The sequence below is a fragment of the Mesorhizobium sp. P160187 genome (assembly GCF_057766425.1).
The window spans coordinates 2180253-2195334 of the sequence record NZ_JBYMDX010000003.1 but is presented as its reverse complement, the minus strand read 5'-3'; the positions used below and the strand labels follow the sequence as shown (position 1 = coordinate 2195334).

Genomic DNA, 15082 nt, shown 5'->3' with positions numbered 1-15082 from the left:
ACCTGGCAATCAACCTTACGCCGATCAGTCATAACAAATCACAGAAGGTGAGTGCGTAGCGTAAACGGGAGAAGCACGGATGGTCGCTTAGCTCCGGTACACCGGCTCCTCCTCGTCGAGGATCGCCTTCAGTTCGGCGAGATGACGCTCCGCCTGGCCGGGATAGTCGTCCATCTCGCTGGCGGCCTTTTCGGCAATGGCGTCGGAGAGCGTGCGCAGCGGCCGGCCGGTCCACAGCGCCTTGATGTAGGTTTCGGCGGCGCGCTCGAAATAGAACATGCGGTTGAAGGCGTCGGCGACGGTGTCGCCGATGACCATGACGCCGTGATTGCCCATCACCATCACTTTGACTTTCGGGTCAATGAGCAGTTGCGAGCAGCGCTCACCTTCTTCCTCGAACGCCAGCCCGCCATAATGGGCATCGACGACGTGGCGGTTGAAGAACATGGCCGAGTTCTGATCGATCGGCGGCAGGGTCGAGTCGGCCAGCGATGCCAGCACGGTGGCGTGGATGGAATGCACATGCATGGCGCAGCGCGCATGCGGCACGTTGCGATGGATGGCGCCGTGCAGGCCCCATGCGGTCGGGTCAGGCGCATTCGGGCCGGTCAGCGTGTCGGGATCGTTGGCGTCGATCAGCAAAAGGTCGCTCGCCTTGATGCGCGAGAAATGCACCTGGTTGGGGTTCATCAGGAATTTGGTGCCGTCCTCATCGACCGACAGCGAGAAGTGATTGGCCACCGCCTCATGCATATTGAGCCGCGCCGTCCAGCGGAAGGCAGCGGCAAGATCGACGCGCTCCTCATAATAGGGCAGGTTGGTCAGCGTTTCCTTCTGCAGGCGGGCGATGCTCATCTGAAACCTCCGTTTTCGAGAGAATGCCGCGCGAAGAGCCGACCAGCAACCGGTAAATACTGGGTCAGGCGGCCGAGCGAGCCGACTGCAGCCCGCCATGCTCGACGATGAAGTCGATGACTTCCTGCAGGCCCTTGCCGCGCGACAGGTCGGTGAAGCCGAACGGGCGCTTGCCGCGCATGCGGGCGGCGTCGCTCTCCATGACATCGAGGTTGACGTTCACATAGGGCGCCAGATCGCTCTTGTTGATGACGAGGAAATCGGAGCGGGTGATCGCCGGCCCGCCCTTCCTGGGGATTTCCTCGCCCTGGCAGACCGAGATGACATAGAGGGTCAGATCCGCAAGATCCGGCGAGAAGGTGGCGGCGAGGTTGTCGCCGCCGGATTCGATGAAGACGATGTCGAGATCGGGAAACTTTTTGTTCAGCCCGGCGATCGCCTGCAAATTGATCGAGGCGTCCTCACGGATGGCGGTGTGCGGGCAGCCGCCGGTCTCCACGCCGACGATGCGGTCCTCAGGCAGCGCCTGCAGGCGAGCCAGCATCATGGCGTCTTCCTTGGTGTAGATGTCGTTGGTGACGACGGCGATGGAGAAATCGTCGCGCAGCGCCTTGCAGAGCTTTTCGGTTAGCGTCGTCTTGCCGGAGCCGACGGGACCGCCGATGCCGATGCGCAGGGGACCGTTGGCCTGAGTCATAGCGAAAAATCCGTCATGCCGAAAAACTCCGTGATGGCGAGGATGGCGAAGCTGAGCCCGATCAACAGGCAGAGCGGCGAATAGAAGCTGATATCGAGCCGCGCAAAAGGCTGTTCCGGCGCCAGACGGCGCCACCACGGCGTGAAGCCGGCAATGCCGCGGCCGAGAAAGACCAGCCCTATGAGCAGCGCTGTGGCGGCAAGGCCTTCCCTTGGAAAGGGGGTGGCGAAGACCCCGGTCAGCGCCAGCGGCCACAGTGTCGCCAGGCACAGGCACGCGGCAACGGCGAAACAGGCAAACGGCGTCGGCATCTCGTCGACGCCGCGAAATCCGACGACGGCGTGGGCGCAGGAGACGCCGTCCCTGCCCGGCCAGATGCCGCCAAGGCCCCAATAGACATGCAGCGCGGTGATCAGCAGCAGGACGGCCGAGAGGGCGAAGGCGAGGACGATCATGAGCGGAACAGCCTGGAATACTGCGTCTCGTGCTTCATCGCCATGATGTCGGAGATGAAGGCGCAGCCGCCGAGATCGTCCAATGTCGAGCCGGCGGCGCGCGCGGCCGTCGACAGCGCCAACGGCTCGAAGCCGGCGAGCAAGGCCATGGCGTCCGTCTGGCCGACGATTCCGAGTCGGATCGCCGCCTGAACGAGGTTGGAGAAGAAGGCCTGCAGGAAGGCCGACATCGCGTCCTGAAGCGCGATGCCGTTGCCGCCGGCAACGGCGCCGACGGCGACACAGTAGGCGCATTCGGCCGGCAGGCGGCCCAACACCGGATTCGCCCAAGCCGCTGCCGCTTTCAGGAAGGCGGCGCCTTGCAGCATGGTTTCGGTGTGACGCTCACGCGAGCCGGCCAGCGCTTCGGCGAGATCGGCAATTTCATGGAGATCGCCGCCGTCGCGGGCGCGGCGCCAGGCTTCCGTGAAGAGCACGGCGTCGTTCCAGCCCGAGCCCATCTCGACCAGCGTCTCCAGCCAGAAGGCGAGGCTGGCGGTATCGGCAACCAGCCCGTCTTGCCCGGCGCGTTCGAGGCCATGGCTGTAGGCAAAGCCGCCGACCGGAAAGGCCGGCGACAGCCACGCCATGAGCCGCAGCAAAGCGATGCCGGATGGCTGGTCAGTCATGATCGTGATGGTGCCCGTCATGGGAATGGCTGTGCGAATGCGACTCGCTGTGTGCGTGGGAACGTCCATCATGGGAATGCGCTTCGGCGTGCGCATGCGCATGGCCATGATCGTGACCATGCGCACCTTGGGCGGAATAGGCGCCGCGCACCGGCTTGAACGGTTCGGAGACTTCGCGGACCGTGGCGCCCAGCCCTTCCAGCATAGCCTTGATGACATGGTCGCGCAGGATCAGGATGCGGCCGGGCTCGATCGCTGCCGCCAGATGGCGGTTGCCGATATGCCAGGCAAGCTCCGTCAGATGCACCGCATCGCGGGCGCGGATATCATAGACCTCTTCGGGTGCCGCGGTGATCTCGACCTGGCCGCCATCCTCCAGCACCAGCCGGTCGCCATCGTTCAAGGTCACGGGCTCGGGCAGATCGACCAGCACCTTGCTGCCGTCGGCAAGCTCAATGGCGCGGCGGCGCAAATGACGCTCGTCATGGGGCAGGACGGCACGGCCGGATGGCGGCGTAGTTCCGGCAGTGCCGGCAGGCACCACCGAGACGGCCCGGGGGAACTTGGTGAAGTCGGTGTTCAGGTTGAGTTTCATCGCATGGCTCCACCGTTAGCCTGGGCTCTCGCACGGGCAGGCCGCGCCAGGACGCGGTCGAAATACGCGTTGACGCGCTCGGATTCGATCGGAAATTTTCCGGCGCGGGCCCAGCCGCCCATGTCGCCCAACAGCACGTCGACGGCGGAAAACCGGTCGCCCAGCGCAAACTCCCGATCCCCCAGCCGGCCGTCGAGCGCCTTGGCCTCCGAGGCGAAATCGTAGGCGGCGGCGGGGCCGACATCGACCCGCACGTCCTTCGGCAACAGGAAGCGGTGGCGCAGCTTGTTCCACAGCGGCGCTTCGAACTCGGACTGGGCAAAATGCATCCAGGAATCCATTTCGGCGCGTCCGGCCACACCTGGATTGGCGCCCATGCCTTTGTCGGCGTGCTTGTCGGCGAGATAGACGCAGATTGCCGCCGAATCAGTCACCGTCAGTTCGCCATCGATCAGGATCGGCACCTTGCCCGACGGGTTGAGCGCATAGGCTTCGGGCGAACGCAATTTGACCTCGACGAATTCATAGGGCTGCCCGAGTTCCTCGAGCATCCACAGAACGCGGCTGACGCGGGATCCACGCGATCCGATGGCCTTGTACATGGTTGAACCCTCTTTCCTGCGACCCTAAACCATAGCCACTGTTCAGACGATGGTGTCGAAGAGCCGCAGGATGAACGATATCTGATAGATCAGCGTGCCGGCGACGAATGCGATGTGGAAGCGGCGGTCACGCACCAGTATGGCGGCGATGCACAACACCACGAAAACCGGCGTTCGGAACAGATATTCATTGCCGTAGCGGGCGAAATGCTCGGGACCCTTCAGCAGCGTGTCGACGACGTCGAGCAGATAGGTCGTCGCCAGCAGGCCGAAGAACCAGCCACGGCGTGAATAGAAGAAATCCTCGTAGCTGGTGTAGTCGAGCATCGAATCCGGAAACAGCAGCGCGCACAGCAGGAACAGCGTGATGGCGTAGAAGATCAGGAACAGGTACTTGCCGAAAGTCCAGACCTCTATGGTGTAGAGGCCGAACTCCCACCACCAGAAATGCACCAGCAGCAACAGCATGGAGGCGACCCAGCCGAGGTGCACGGGATAGAGCCTGTACTGGCCGGGATGCTGGACGATTCGCGCCACCCCCGACAGCAGGCGAGCGACGCCAAGTCCGATCACCATGCCCATGACGATGCGGATATGCGGGAAGATGTCGTGGGCGGAGGCTATTTCGGTGACCATGACCTGCTACGCGGTTTCTTTGAGCCGCATATTGCGGTGGGACCGACCGGCTCGCAATGGAATTTGCCGGGTCGATCAAATCGCCCCTCGCCTCAAAACAGGAAATACCGCTGCGCCATCGGCAGCACGGTTGCCGGCTCGCAAGTCAAGAGTTCGCCATCGGCGCGAACCTCATAGGTTTCGGGATCGACCTCGATATGCGGCGTGGCGTCGTTGAGGATCATCGAGTGCTTGCCGATGCCGCCGCGGGTATTTTCCACCGCCACGAACTGCTTGTCGACGCCGAGCCTGCCATGCAGGCCGGACTCCAGCGCCGCCTTCGAAACGAAGGTCACCGACGAGTTGGTCCTGGCCTTGCCATAGGCGCCGAACATCGGGCGGTAGTGCATCGGCTGCGGAGTCGGGATAGAGGCGTTTGGGTCGCCCATCGGGGCTGCGGCTATCATGCCGCCGATCAGCACCATGTCCGGTTTGACGCCGAAGAAGGCTGGGTTCCACAGCACCAGATCGGCGCGCTTGCCGACCGCGATCGAACCGATGTCCCTGGACAGGCCATGCGCGATTGCCGGGTTGATGGTGTATTTGGCGATGTAGCGGCGGACGCGGAAATTGTCGTTGTTGCCGGTCTCCTGCGGCAATGACCCGCGCTGGCGCTTCATCTTGTCGGCGGTCTGCCAGGTGCGGATCGCCACCTCGCCGACGCGGCCCATTGCCTGCGAGTCCGACGAGATGATCGAGAAGGCGCCGATGTCATGCAGAATGTCTTCCGCCGCGATGGTCTCCTTGCGGATGCGGCTTTCGGCAAAGGCGATGTCTTCGGGGATCGACGGCGACAGATGATGGCAGACCATCAGCATGTCGAGATGCTCGGCCAGCGTGTTGACGGTGTAGGGCCGGGTCGGGTTGGTCGAGGACGGGATGACGTTGGGCAGGCCGCAAACCTTGATGATGTCAGGCGCATGGCCGCCGCCGGCACCCTCGGTGTGGAAGGCGTGGATGGTGCGGCCCTTGATGGCGGCGACGGTGTTCTCGACGAAGCCGGATTCGTTCAGCGTGTCGGTGTGGATCATCACCTGCACGTCGTAATCGTCGGCAACCGACAGGCAGCAGTCGATGGCCGCCGGCGTCGTGCCCCAGTCCTCGTGCAGCTTCAGCGAGCAGGCGCCGCCCAGCACCATTTCCTCGAGCGCCGCCGGCAGCGAGGCATTGCCCTTGCCGGACAGGCCGATGTTCATCGGGAAAGCGTCGAAGGACTGGATCATGCGCGCCATGTGCCAGGGTCCCGGTGTGCAGGTGGTGGCCAGCGTGCCATGCGCCGGGCCGGTGCCGCCGCCGAGCATGGTGGTGATGCCCGACATCAGCGCTTCGTCGATCTGCTGCGGGCAGATGAAGTGGATGTGCGCGTCGAAGCCGCCGGCGGTCAGGATCTTGCCCTCGCCGGCGATGATCTCGGTACCGGGGCCGATGATGATGGTGACACCGTCCTGCGTGTCGGGATTGCCGGCCTTGCCGATCGCCGCGATGCGGCCGTCCCTGAGACCTATATCGGCCTTGAAGATGCCGGCCGTGGCATCGACCACCAGCGCGTTGGTGATGACCGTGTCGACCGCGCCGCCGGCGCGCGACACCTGGCTCTGGCCCATGCCGTCGCGGATGACCTTGCCGCCGCCGAATTTCACCTCCTCGCCATGGACGGTGAGGTCCTTTTCGACCTCGATAAACAGCTCGGTATCGGCCAGGCGCACTCTGTCGCCGACCGCCGGGCCATACATCTGCGCGTAGGCGGCGCGGGTAATTCTAGCCATCAGTCAATGGTCCCCAAACGAGAGTCCGGCCGCAGCCGAACTCCACATCGTCGCCATCCAATGGTCATGCAATGACCCGCTCGGCGACACCTTCTGATCCCATTTGGCCGTTGAGGTGGCCGTGCCACCCCAAACCGCCCGTTTGCCAAACCCTTGGCCAAATCGATGAAAGGAAAATACATGCGCAAAATCATCGTTCTTGCAGCCGCCGCCACGCTGGCCTCCGCAACCGTAGCCGGCGCCCAGCAGCAGCCCACGCCGCAACCGAAGCCGGCGGCGCCCAGCGCTCAGCCGGCGGCGCCGGCGATCCAGAAGGTCAACATCGTCGATATCAGCGAATTGCCCAAGGCCACCCAGACGCAGGTCAATCAGGTGATCGCCCAGCGTGGCGATGCCGGGCTGCAGAAACTGCGCTCTTCGATCGACGCGACGCCGCAGATCAAGTCGGCGCTCGAAGCCAAGGGGCTCACCTCGGCACAGGTGGTCGCCGCCAGCATGACCACCGATGGCGCGCTGACCCTTGTCACCAAGAAGGCAAGCTGAAAGAAGCGCTTGGCGGGCCGGCACCCGGCCCGCCAGCCCACAGGGAACCTTCGCCCGACAGGAGGCGTTTCGTTCCTTTGGCGCCGAACGGCGTTGCACAGAAAAGTCCACCAGGAGCGAGCAATGCCTGTCTTTGCCGACACCAGATGGCTCCAGAGCCTTGCTGCCTGCACATTTCTCGCAGCTTTCGGCCCGCAAGCCGCGCAAGGTCTTGAAAGCGCTGACGCCGTCAACCGGGCCGACACCGTCAACAGGATCGTCGGCTCCGATGTCCGGCAGGAGGAGGCGCGGACGGAACCACAGACCAACAAGATCATCACCGCGATCGAGCGGACGCGTGAGAACATCGGCGCCGTGCGCAAGACGTCCAAGCTCGATACTGTGGATATCGTCTTCCTCACCGACGCGGCGCGCAGCGAAGGCGGCCCGCCGCCGGCGGTCGAGAGCAAGGTCGAACAGCATCAGGACGACATTGCGGAACTGCGCAAGGAGATCGACGCCAACGCCTTGCTGTTCAACGCCATCGATTCGCGGCGCGTGCTTACGGAAGACGTCCTTGCGGTGGAATTCGACGGCTCGGCAAGAATCGTCATCTACGCGGCGGCCAGGCCGTCGAACTGACCTCAGGGCGCCCGACCCCGTCGATCTCACAGCCTGCCCATGATCTTCTGCTGAAAACCGTAGACCTCGCGTTTTCCTCCGAACGGCACCAGCGTGACGTCCCGCTCTTGTCCCGGTTCGAAGCGCATCGCGGTGCCGGCGGCAATGTCCAGACGCCTGCCGCGCGCTTTGTCGCGATCGAATTTCAACCCCTCATTGGTCTCGAAGAAATGGTAGTGGCTGCCGACCTGGATCGGCCGGTCGCCGCTGTTGGCCACCTTCAGCGTCACCGTCGGCAGCCCCTTGTTGAGCTCGATGTCGCCGCTTGCCGTGATGATTTCGCCGGGAATCATCGTTAGCCTCACAAAACGCCGAAGACCAGGCCGACGGCGACTGCAGCACAAGCGGCGCCAGCGGCGCGGGCAAGCCCGCGAAAGCGCATGCCGAGGCCAAGGCCGGCAGCGATGCCCATGGCATGGAGAAGTGCGGTGGCAACGGCAAAGCCGGCCATATAGTCAAGTCCACCGGCATTTTCCGGCACTTCGGTGCCGTGGGCATGGCCATGGAACAGCGCGAACAGGCCGATGATGGCGACTCCGGCCGAGACCGGCAGATCGACCGCCAACGCCACCAGCAAGCCAAGCGCGACGACGGAGGCAAGGATGCCCGGTTCGACGAAAGGCACCGGCACGTGGAGCATGCCGAGCGCGCCGCCGACCAGCATGACGCCGACAAAGGCCAGCGGCCAGGCCCAGATTGCCTTGCCGCCCTTGAGCGCCGCCCACAGGCCGACGGCTACCATGACGGTCATATGGTCGAGGCCGGACAGCGGATGCGCGAAGCCCGCCGCGAAGGACGAGGTCGTGCCGATGCCGACATGGGCATAGGCGGGCATCGCCGCCGCCAGCAGCAGGATCGCTGCAAGCGTGGTGCGTTTGGTTGAAGCAGAGATCATCGGTCTTCCCTTCGAAGTCACGAAAACAATCACGCAGCCTTGCGCGGGCCGCAGCCCTCGGCCTTGAGCACGCGTTGGGTCGAGGCCGGATATTTCACCAGTTTCTCCACTGGGCGGATCGGGCGTGCGGAAAAATTGCCGCCGCAGTTCGGGCAGGCGCCGCCCAGCACATGTTCAGCGCAGTCAGCGCAGAAGGTGCATTCAAAGGTGCAGATCAGCGCGTCCGCCGCTTCCGGCGGCAGGTCCTTGTCGCAGCATTCGCAATTCGGTCGCAGCTCCAGCATCGTTTTCTCCTCACCTGATCGGTTCGTGAACGGTCACCAGCTTGGTGCCGTCGGGAAAGGTCGCCTCGACCTGCACGTCGTGGATCATCTCGGCGATGCCTTCCATCACCTGCGCGCGGGTGATGACATGGGCGCCGGCCTCCATCAGTTCGGCGACCGGGCGGCCGTCGCGGGCGCCCTCGACGACGAAATCGGTGATCAGCGCGATCGCTTCGGGGTGATTGAGCTTGACGCCGCGTTCCAGCCGCTTGCGCGCCACGATCGCCGCCATGGCGATGAGCAGCTTGTCCTTTTCACGCGGCGTCAGGTTCATGCGCTTTCCTGGATTTGGCCTGTATTTGGCTCAGAGTGACCATAATTTGGGCAGACCCGCCCGCCCGTTGAGCAGTTCGACGAGCGGAACCAGCCGCTTGCGCAGCTGATAGCCGTCCTCGGCAAACAGCCTCGCAAGAAGCTTGCCAGATTTTTTGACGCTCCAGGCGCTGGCATCGCCGTCGGCGCCGACGATGTCGCGGGCCGGATCGAGCAAGGCTTCGGCCTGCGGCGAGACCATCAGCAGCGTCGCAGCGGCAATGGCGCCGCCGGCGACCGCCGGGCGGCCAAGTGCCGCCGCGATAGCCGGCCCGATGCGGAAATCCTCGGCATGAACGAGCGCACCATCCTGGCGGACACGCCAACGGTCGTGGAAATGGCCGTGCGCGGCCTCTTCGCCCATGGCGAGGCGGCCGAATATGGTGGCTTCAAGCAGCAATGCCTCGGCGCCTGCGGCAAGCTCGACCTCGAGCGTGCGGGCAAAGGCCGAGCGGTCGAAGACGATGGTTTCCTGGGGCAGCCAGGCGATACGCCCGCCCGCGCCGACGCTGAGCTTCACCCGAACTTCGGCGCGGTCGCTAGCGGCACGATAGATCTTTTCGCAGGCCTGGGTGGTTATCGAGGCGGAGGCACCTGGCCCGACATCGATTTCCCAGCCGAGCCGATCGCCGCCGGTCAGACCGCCGGCGGTGTTGATGAGCACGGCTTCGAGCGGATCGGCCGCAACGGCCGGCATGCGGATTTTGGCCGAGCCGTCCTGATAGAGGCGCAAAAGCCGGGTGCGTCCATCCCTGACGCCGCACGCAAGCCGGGCCGCCCCGGCCGCGCGCTGGGCCGGAAGAGCTGGGATCAAGACATGCTGCAACGTATCCACGGCGCTAACGTTAAGCACTCCCGGCGCTTTGTCGATATGGTGCTTGTTGATATAGCTTGTTGCTTGACAGCGTTTCCGTTTCTATAGAGGGAGCCTCTTTGGAACGGTCATGCTGCGCCTGGCGGGTTTTTGAAGGCGACGGCGATTTCAGTCCAGGCAACAGGGGCGCCAACCAATCGGCACCGCGACGTTATAAAATTGGGGAAGGAATCGAATGGCTGACGAGCTGGCAACGGAAATCATCGCCAAGATCAGGGCACATGCGGAGCCCGGTGGCGAAGAGATCACCACCAATACGGAATTGACCGCGCTTGGCATCCATTCCCTGGAACTGACCGAGATCATCTTCGATCTCGAGGAGCAGTACGGCATCGAGATCGAGATGAACACGGTCGATGCCTGGAGCAATCTCAAGAATGTCGGCGATATGGTTGAGGCTGTTCGCGCGCTGATTGCGAAAAAAGCCTGAGCTGAATGCAAAAGCGCGTCGTCATTACCGGCATCGGCGGCATATGCGGGCTCGGCGCCAATGCGCCTGCAATCTGGAACGAAATGCGGGCCGGCCGATCGGCCATCGGTCAAATCAGCAATCCCAGTTTGCATGATTTGAAGGTCAGGGTCGGCTGCGAAATCAAGACGCTGCCCGACCATGGCATCAGCCACAAGCAGACCGTGTCGATGGACCGCTTCAGCCTTTTGGCGACGATTGCCGCGCGCGAAGCCATGCAGCATGCCGGCCTGACATCGACTGAAGCAACCACCTACCGGATGGGCGCGGTTGTCGGCGTCGGCGTCTGCGGCTGGGAGGCGATCGAGGAGAACTATCGCGCCATCCTGGTCGACGGCAAGAACCGGGCCGGCATCTTCACCGTGCCGAAAGTGATGCCGAGTGCGGCATCCGGCCATGTCAGCATGAATCTCGGCCTGCGCGGGCCGGTGTTCGGCGTCACTTCGGCCTGCTCCTCGTCCAATCACGCCTTTGCCTCGGCGGTCGACCAGATCCGGCTCGGCCGCGCCGATGTCATGGTCGCCGGCGGCACCGACGCGCCGCTGCTTTGGGGCATCCTGAAGGGCTGGGAGGCCCTGCGGGTGCTGGCGCCCGATACCTGCCGGCCGTTCTCGGCCGATCGCCAAGGCCTGTCGCTCGGCGAAGGTGCTGGAATGGCGGTGCTGGAAACGTATGAACACGCCATGGCGCGCGGCGCGACCATTCTGGCCGAATTTGCCGGAGCCGGCCTTTCCGCCGACGCTTCCGATATCGTCGCGCCGACTGTCGAGGGACCGACGGCGGCGATGCGCGCCTGCCTGGCGGACGCCGGGCTCAATCCCGAGGACGTCGACTATCTCAACGCCCACGGCACCGGCACCAAGGCCAACGACCAGATCGAGACGGCGGCAATCAAGCGCGTCTTCGGCGACCATGCCTATAAGCTGTCGGTGTCGTCGACCAAGTCGATGCATGCCCATTGCCTCGGCGCCTCGGGCGGCCTGGAAATGATCGCCTGCGTGATGGCGATCCGCGAAGGCATCGTGCCGCCGACGGCCAATTTCCGGCAGGCCGACCCCGACTGCGATCTCGACATCACGCCGAATGTGGCGCGCGAGCGCAAGGTGCGCGCGGCGATCAGCAACGGTTTTGCCTTCGGCGGCACCAATGCCGTGGTGGCGTTCAAGGCGGTCTGACGGCAAGCGACTGGCCTGAGCGACTGGCCCTGAATGACTGCGAAGACGGTGTGTGCACCTTCGACCGGTTGATCGGCAAAGAAGCCGAGGATAATCCTTCGCAACTCGCCAGACGGCGCGATACCGCGCCAAATTCCCGACCGGAGCTTTCGATGACCGACCTGTCCGCCTTTCCGATCACCAAGCGCTGGCCGGCCAGCCACCCCGACCGCCTGCAGCTCTATTCCGCGACGACGCCGAATGGGGTGAAAGTCTCGATCGCGCTGGAAGAACTCGGCCTCCCCTACGAGGCGCATCTGGTGGATATCGGCAAGGACCAGAGCTGGACGCCGGAATTCCTGTCGCTGAACCCGAACGGCAAGATACCTGCGATCATCGACCCCGACGGGCCGGGCGGCAGGCCATTCGGCCTGTTCGAATCCGGCGCCATCCTGCTCTACCTCACCGACAAGACCGGCAAGCTGATCCCTGCCGATCCGGCGCGGCGCTACGAGACCATCCAATGGGTGTTCTTCCAGATGGCGGCGATCGGGCCGATTTTCGGACAGGTCGGGTTTTTCAACAAATTCGCCGGACGCGAGATCGCCGACAAGCGGCCGCTGGATCGCTACCGCAATGAATCGCGGCGGCTGATCGGGGTGCTGGAGACGCGGCTGAAGGGTCGAACCTGGATCATGGACGACGACTATACCATCGCCGACATTTCGATGCTGGGCTGGGTGCGCAATCTGATCGGCTTCTACGAGGCGCGCGAACTCGTCGGCTTCGACGACTTCCCCACCGTCGCGGCATGGCTGGAGCGCGGGCTGGCGCGCTCCGCGGTGCAGCGCGGCCTGACCATTCCCGCCAGGAATTGACCTCGGCCAGCCGAAGCAGCCGGGTCTATTTCGCCTTGGCCTTGCTTTTCGAGCCGCCCTTGCCGATGACGGACGCAGCGAGCGACGCAGCGCCCCTGGCTGTCGCCGCCACCGCACCAGCGGCGACATTGGCGGTCGCCTTGACGGTGCGCATCGCGCCGCCGGCCACCGAGCCGCTGCTTGCCGGCTTCTTGGGTTTGGCGGTTTTCGCCGTCACCTTTGCCGTCGCCACCGGTTCTACCTTCTTTGGCGCCGCTTTGCCGAAAGCCGGCTTTGCGTCCTTGGACCGCTCGGCGATCGCCGGGCCGGCGCCTGCCTTCGCCTGCGTGGCCTTTGCCTGCCTGGCTTTGGGTTGAGCGGTCTTGCTCTTGGCGGGTGTTTTTGCCTTGGTTGCCATCTGACGGTTCCCTCACGGCGGCACGATTGCCGATGAGAGATAACGACCTGAAAGTCTTAAGGTTCCCGTTCCGAAGTCCAGCGAACTATGCGGGATCGCCAACAACCAGGTCGGCGGACCTGCGACGGCCGAGCACGCGATCGATGTTGGGCATGTCGTTGGAAGCGATCCAAGCGCGGGCGTCTTCGTCGGAGCGGCCATGCTCGTGCCAGCGCACCAGAAGGCGGCGCTCGAGTTCGGCACGCGGCACATCGACAAAGATGGTGAAGTCGAACAGCGGCGCCAGCCGCGACCACGGCTCCTCGTCCAGCAGGAGGTAATTGCCTTCGACCAGGATGAACTTGGTCTCGGCGGCAACGATGGAGGCGGCGGCGCGCGACAATTCCATGCTGCGGTCGAACACCGGAATGGCGATGTCTGGCTCGCCCGAACGGATGCGCTTCAACAGCGTCTCGAAGCCGGCGAAGTCGAAAGTCTCCGGCGCGCCCTTTCTTGACCGCAGGCCGCGCTGGTCGAGCACGATGTCATCATAGTGGAAGCCGTCCATCGGCACGACTTCAGCCGCGCCCTCCGGCAACAGATCATGCAGGCCGGCCGAGAGCGTCGACTTGCCGGCGCCGGGCGGGCCGGCAATGGCGACGATGAAGCGTTTCGCCTTGCCAGCGCGCTTGAAGATGGTGGCGGCGAGATGGGCGATTTCGGACATTGGGCGCTTCCAGTTATGCTTTGCATCTTGTCGGCAGTTTGAGGAAATTTCAAACCGCGATTTGGGCAATCTCACGACATCCGCCACGTCAGCGCCGCCCCTCGTCGCCCTGCCGGTGTCCAGCCGATAGATGGGTAACACTTCTCCCCCTATGCGTCCGCCGCAGCGCCAAGCAGATTGGTTGGCGCGGCGATGCGGCGGACAAGCTCCATGTGCCGTGTGTCGAGGATGCCGGCAGGCAGGTGAGGGGCAGGGCCAGCGTTCGAAAATCAGCCGGGCTGGCCGATCCGCAGGAAATCGCTGTCGAACCTGACATCGCGGGTCGAACCATCGGCTCCGGTGAGACGCATGTGACCTGAGGCTGTCCCGATAGCGCGCGGCGGCTCGCCGTTTGCCTGCGGCAGCGCGCCGATGACATGGCGGAAGGAGACTTCGCCGCCGAGGGTAAAAGCGGTCGCGACCCCTTCGCGCTTCAGCCAATTGTCGTCGATCGATGCGGCATGGCCGATGGCGGCGCGGCCGTCCTCGATGCCGAGCACGCCGCGATGGCGGCTGCTCCACGGCGCGTAGTCGCGGCCGCCATTGCTGAACCACAGCATGGTGACCGGAAGCTCCGCCGGGTTCTTCAGCACCAGCACCAGATCCTGTTCGGCCCGGCGCGCCAGCGCCGTCCAGCCCGGACCGTCATGATCGGCTTCGACCAGGGTGATGAAATCCTCGCGCTCATCCTCCATGCGGTAGTCGGTGAGATCGAGCGTGCCGCCGCCAGTGGCTGGAAAGCGCGTCAGATCGGTCGAGCGGGCGGGATAGGAAAGCTTGAAGCGGCCGCGGGCCGGATCGGGCTCCAGCGGTGCGTCCAGTGTCCCGGCAAAGCGCTTCGGCGAAAAGGCCAGCCGGCCGCCATCGCGCATCGCCGCCATCGGATGGTGGGCGGCGGAGACAGCGCCGGAACCGCCGGAAAAGACATGCTCCTGATAGAGGAAGGGATGACTGTTGCGGAGCGTGAAGATCTTGTCGACCGTCGCGCCCATCACCGTGCGGCGCAACCGGAAGACGGCCCGCCAGCCGTCGGATGTCGCTTCGCTGGCGGTGACATCCCAGGGGCTGTTGGCCGGCCAGCCATGCAGCGGTGCGGCCTCGATGTCGCTGGCCGAAAACGGTGCGCAGAGGAAATCGCCAGACAGCCGCACCGTGCCTTCAGGCAGGTCCGGCGGCAGCGTCTCGCCGGCATCGATCCAGGGCGCGCGGTGCAGCGGCTTCAGCTGGCGGCCATCGCTGTCGACCGTCATGTCGGCGATATGGCCGACAGTGAGATCGAGCGTGACCGAAATGCCCTTTGCCTTGATCGTGACCGTATCCATCCGCGCACCTGCTGATTCTGATGGCAGCGAACAAACCCGCTCCGTGACGGATGCGCAAGCACAGCGACCGGCATTTTGCATCAGGGCGATTTTTACCCTCCCCCTTGTGGGGAGGGTCGGCGAGCGCTCGACGCGAAGCGGAGATTGTTCGACGGGGCGGGGGTAGCGCCCTACAAGGACCCCCACCCCGATCCGCT

The 15082-nt window shown here is 64.3% G+C and carries 21 protein-coding genes; 5 read left to right on the top strand and 16 right to left on the bottom strand.

The genetic code is table 11. The features are described 5' to 3' along the window. Window positions 1–87: 87 nt before the first annotated feature. The 8 genes from AC3CCE_RS14150 to ureC all read right to left on the bottom strand — a co-directional run bounded on the left by AC3CCE_RS14150 (window position 88) and on the right by ureC (window position 6313). Window positions 88–855: a class II aldolase and adducin N-terminal domain-containing protein gene (locus AC3CCE_RS14150; RefSeq protein WP_023752505.1), complete on the bottom strand. Its 768-nt coding sequence runs from the start codon at window positions 853–855 to the stop codon at window positions 88–90. Between the two features lie 64 nt (window positions 856–919). Further along, window positions 920–1552: an urease accessory protein UreG gene (gene ureG, locus AC3CCE_RS14145; protein WP_023695873.1), complete on the bottom strand. Its 633-nt coding sequence runs from the start codon at window positions 1550–1552 to the stop codon at window positions 920–922. Beyond that, window positions 1549–2007, bottom strand: a complete 459-nt coding sequence (locus AC3CCE_RS14140; RefSeq protein ID WP_352625004.1) for a DUF3995 domain-containing protein — start codon at window positions 2005–2007, stop codon at window positions 1549–1551. Before AC3CCE_RS14140 ends, ureG begins: the two co-directional genes overlap by 4 nt. After that, window positions 2004–2675, bottom strand: coding sequence for an urease accessory protein UreF (locus tag AC3CCE_RS14135; protein ID WP_023683598.1), 672 nt, complete (start codon window positions 2673–2675; stop codon window positions 2004–2006). Before AC3CCE_RS14135 ends, AC3CCE_RS14140 begins: the two co-directional genes overlap by 4 nt. Beyond that, window positions 2668–3270 (bottom strand): urease accessory protein UreE, encoded by a 603-nt coding sequence (gene ureE, locus AC3CCE_RS14130; RefSeq protein ID WP_023683599.1) that lies wholly within the window; start codon window positions 3268–3270, stop codon window positions 2668–2670. The genes AC3CCE_RS14135 and ureE overlap by 8 nt, the downstream gene beginning before the upstream one ends. After that, window positions 3267–3872, bottom strand: a complete 606-nt coding sequence (locus tag AC3CCE_RS14125) for a glutathione S-transferase family protein (RefSeq protein WP_023683600.1) — start codon at window positions 3870–3872, stop codon at window positions 3267–3269. The genes ureE and AC3CCE_RS14125 overlap by 4 nt, the downstream gene beginning before the upstream one ends. 42 nt (window positions 3873–3914) lie before the next feature. Further along, window positions 3915–4508, bottom strand: coding sequence for a hypothetical protein (locus AC3CCE_RS14120; protein WP_023683601.1), 594 nt, complete (start codon window positions 4506–4508; stop codon window positions 3915–3917). 92 nt (window positions 4509–4600) lie between these two features. Continuing rightward, the gene (gene ureC / locus AC3CCE_RS14115) at window positions 4601–6313 is read right to left on the bottom strand and encodes an urease subunit alpha (RefSeq protein WP_488377149.1); all 1713 of its coding nucleotides are present in this window, start codon (window positions 6311–6313) and stop codon (window positions 4601–4603) included. Window positions 6314–6493: 180 nt separating this feature from the next. On the opposite strand from ureC, the gene AC3CCE_RS14110 reads away from it, so the two are divergent. Both AC3CCE_RS14110 and AC3CCE_RS14105 read left to right on the top strand, forming a co-directional pair. Then, complete coding sequence (locus AC3CCE_RS14110; RefSeq protein ID WP_023671233.1) at window positions 6494–6856, top strand: hypothetical protein; 363 nt, start codon at window positions 6494–6496, stop codon at window positions 6854–6856. Window positions 6857–6979: 123 nt separating this feature from the next. Continuing rightward, window positions 6980–7477: a hypothetical protein gene (locus AC3CCE_RS14105; RefSeq protein WP_023689155.1), complete on the top strand. Its 498-nt coding sequence runs from the start codon at window positions 6980–6982 to the stop codon at window positions 7475–7477. Window positions 7478–7503: 26 nt separating this feature from the next. On the opposite strand, the gene AC3CCE_RS14100 is transcribed toward AC3CCE_RS14105, so the two are convergent. From AC3CCE_RS14100 to AC3CCE_RS14080, 5 genes are read right to left on the bottom strand one after another with little or no spacing between them, the layout of a single operon-like run. Continuing rightward, window positions 7504–7809: an urease subunit beta gene (locus tag AC3CCE_RS14100; RefSeq protein ID WP_023729012.1), complete on the bottom strand. Its 306-nt coding sequence runs from the start codon at window positions 7807–7809 to the stop codon at window positions 7504–7506. A gap of 8 nt (window positions 7810–7817) precedes the next feature. Beyond that, the gene (locus AC3CCE_RS14095) at window positions 7818–8411 is read right to left on the bottom strand and encodes a HupE/UreJ family protein (RefSeq protein WP_023689154.1); all 594 of its coding nucleotides are present in this window, start codon (window positions 8409–8411) and stop codon (window positions 7818–7820) included. Between the two features lie 29 nt (window positions 8412–8440). Next, window positions 8441–8695: a DUF1272 domain-containing protein gene (locus tag AC3CCE_RS14090; RefSeq protein WP_352625008.1), complete on the bottom strand. Its 255-nt coding sequence runs from the start codon at window positions 8693–8695 to the stop codon at window positions 8441–8443. Between the two features lie 10 nt (window positions 8696–8705). Next, window positions 8706–9008, bottom strand: a complete 303-nt coding sequence (locus AC3CCE_RS14085; RefSeq protein ID WP_023671228.1) for an urease subunit gamma — start codon at window positions 9006–9008, stop codon at window positions 8706–8708. 30 nt (window positions 9009–9038) lie between these two features. Then, window positions 9039–9860, bottom strand: coding sequence for an urease accessory protein UreD (locus AC3CCE_RS14080; protein WP_081726189.1), 822 nt, complete (start codon window positions 9858–9860; stop codon window positions 9039–9041). A gap of 235 nt (window positions 9861–10095) precedes the next feature. Between AC3CCE_RS14080 and AC3CCE_RS14075 the strand changes: the two genes are divergently transcribed. The 3 genes from AC3CCE_RS14075 (at window position 10096) to AC3CCE_RS14065 (ending at window position 12421) form a co-directional block, all read left to right on the top strand. Then, window positions 10096–10350 carry an acyl carrier protein gene (locus tag AC3CCE_RS14075; protein WP_023671226.1) on the top strand — a complete coding sequence of 85 codons (255 nt, stop codon included), beginning with the start codon at window positions 10096–10098 and terminating at the stop codon, window positions 10348–10350. 5 nt (window positions 10351–10355) lie between these two features. Then, complete coding sequence (locus AC3CCE_RS14070) at window positions 10356–11564, top strand: beta-ketoacyl-[acyl-carrier-protein] synthase family protein (protein WP_352625009.1); 1209 nt, start codon at window positions 10356–10358, stop codon at window positions 11562–11564. A gap of 152 nt (window positions 11565–11716) precedes the next feature. After that, on the top strand, window positions 11717–12421 hold the full coding sequence (locus AC3CCE_RS14065; RefSeq protein WP_352625011.1) for a glutathione S-transferase family protein: 705 nt from the start codon (window positions 11717–11719) through the stop codon (window positions 12419–12421). A gap of 25 nt (window positions 12422–12446) precedes the next feature. On the opposite strand, the gene AC3CCE_RS14060 is transcribed toward AC3CCE_RS14065, so the two are convergent. From AC3CCE_RS14060 to AC3CCE_RS14050, 3 genes are all read right to left on the bottom strand, one after another. Next, window positions 12447–12818: a hypothetical protein gene (locus AC3CCE_RS14060; RefSeq protein ID WP_023683605.1), complete on the bottom strand. Its 372-nt coding sequence runs from the start codon at window positions 12816–12818 to the stop codon at window positions 12447–12449. A gap of 85 nt (window positions 12819–12903) precedes the next feature. After that, complete coding sequence (locus tag AC3CCE_RS14055) at window positions 12904–13524, bottom strand: nucleoside triphosphate hydrolase (RefSeq protein WP_023671222.1); 621 nt, start codon at window positions 13522–13524, stop codon at window positions 12904–12906. Window positions 13525–13793: 269 nt separating this feature from the next. Further along, window positions 13794–14885 carry a hypothetical protein gene (locus AC3CCE_RS14050; protein WP_352625013.1) on the bottom strand — a complete coding sequence of 364 codons (1092 nt, stop codon included), beginning with the start codon at window positions 14883–14885 and terminating at the stop codon, window positions 13794–13796. Window positions 14886–15082 lie beyond the last annotated feature (197 nt).

What these genes read in the sequence shown, in the direction of transcription:
- AC3CCE_RS14100 (WP_023729012.1), bottom strand. Translation starts at nt 7,809, where the DNA reads ATGATTCCCGGCGAAATCATCACGGCAAGCGGCGACATCGAGCTCAAC.
- AC3CCE_RS14105 (WP_023689155.1), top strand. Translation starts at nt 6,980, where the DNA reads ATGCCTGTCTTTGCCGACACCAGATGGCTCCAGAGCCTTGCTGCCTGC.
- AC3CCE_RS14110 (WP_023671233.1), top strand. Translation starts at nt 6,494, where the DNA reads ATGCGCAAAATCATCGTTCTTGCAGCCGCCGCCACGCTGGCCTCCGCA.
- ureC (WP_488377149.1), bottom strand. Translation starts at nt 6,313, where the DNA reads ATGGCTAGAATTACCCGCGCCGCCTACGCGCAGATGTATGGCCCGGCG.
- AC3CCE_RS14120 (WP_023683601.1), bottom strand. Translation starts at nt 4,508, where the DNA reads ATGGTCACCGAAATAGCCTCCGCCCACGACATCTTCCCGCATATCCGC.
- AC3CCE_RS14125 (WP_023683600.1), bottom strand. Translation starts at nt 3,872, where the DNA reads ATGTACAAGGCCATCGGATCGCGTGGATCCCGCGTCAGCCGCGTTCTG.
- AC3CCE_RS14060 (WP_023683605.1), bottom strand. Translation starts at nt 12,818, where the DNA reads ATGGCAACCAAGGCAAAAACACCCGCCAAGAGCAAGACCGCTCAACCC.
- ureE (WP_023683599.1), bottom strand. Translation starts at nt 3,270, where the DNA reads ATGAAACTCAACCTGAACACCGACTTCACCAAGTTCCCCCGGGCCGTC.
- ureG (WP_023695873.1), bottom strand. Translation starts at nt 1,552, where the DNA reads ATGACTCAGGCCAACGGTCCCCTGCGCATCGGCATCGGCGGTCCCGTC.
- AC3CCE_RS14050 (WP_352625013.1), bottom strand. Translation starts at nt 14,885, where the DNA reads ATGGATACGGTCACGATCAAGGCAAAGGGCATTTCGGTCACGCTCGAT.
- AC3CCE_RS14070 (WP_352625009.1), top strand. Translation starts at nt 10,356, where the DNA reads ATGCAAAAGCGCGTCGTCATTACCGGCATCGGCGGCATATGCGGGCTC.
- AC3CCE_RS14135 (WP_023683598.1), bottom strand. Translation starts at nt 2,675, where the DNA reads ATGACTGACCAGCCATCCGGCATCGCTTTGCTGCGGCTCATGGCGTGG.
- AC3CCE_RS14140 (WP_352625004.1), bottom strand. Translation starts at nt 2,007, where the DNA reads ATGATCGTCCTCGCCTTCGCCCTCTCGGCCGTCCTGCTGCTGATCACC.
- AC3CCE_RS14075 (WP_023671226.1), top strand. Translation starts at nt 10,096, where the DNA reads ATGGCTGACGAGCTGGCAACGGAAATCATCGCCAAGATCAGGGCACAT.
- AC3CCE_RS14095 (WP_023689154.1), bottom strand. Translation starts at nt 8,411, where the DNA reads ATGATCTCTGCTTCAACCAAACGCACCACGCTTGCAGCGATCCTGCTG.
- AC3CCE_RS14065 (WP_352625011.1), top strand. Translation starts at nt 11,717, where the DNA reads ATGACCGACCTGTCCGCCTTTCCGATCACCAAGCGCTGGCCGGCCAGC.
- AC3CCE_RS14090 (WP_352625008.1), bottom strand. Translation starts at nt 8,695, where the DNA reads ATGCTGGAGCTGCGACCGAATTGCGAATGCTGCGACAAGGACCTGCCG.
- AC3CCE_RS14085 (WP_023671228.1), bottom strand. Translation starts at nt 9,008, where the DNA reads ATGAACCTGACGCCGCGTGAAAAGGACAAGCTGCTCATCGCCATGGCG.
- AC3CCE_RS14150 (WP_023752505.1), bottom strand. Translation starts at nt 855, where the DNA reads ATGAGCATCGCCCGCCTGCAGAAGGAAACGCTGACCAACCTGCCCTAT.
- AC3CCE_RS14055 (WP_023671222.1), bottom strand. Translation starts at nt 13,524, where the DNA reads ATGTCCGAAATCGCCCATCTCGCCGCCACCATCTTCAAGCGCGCTGGC.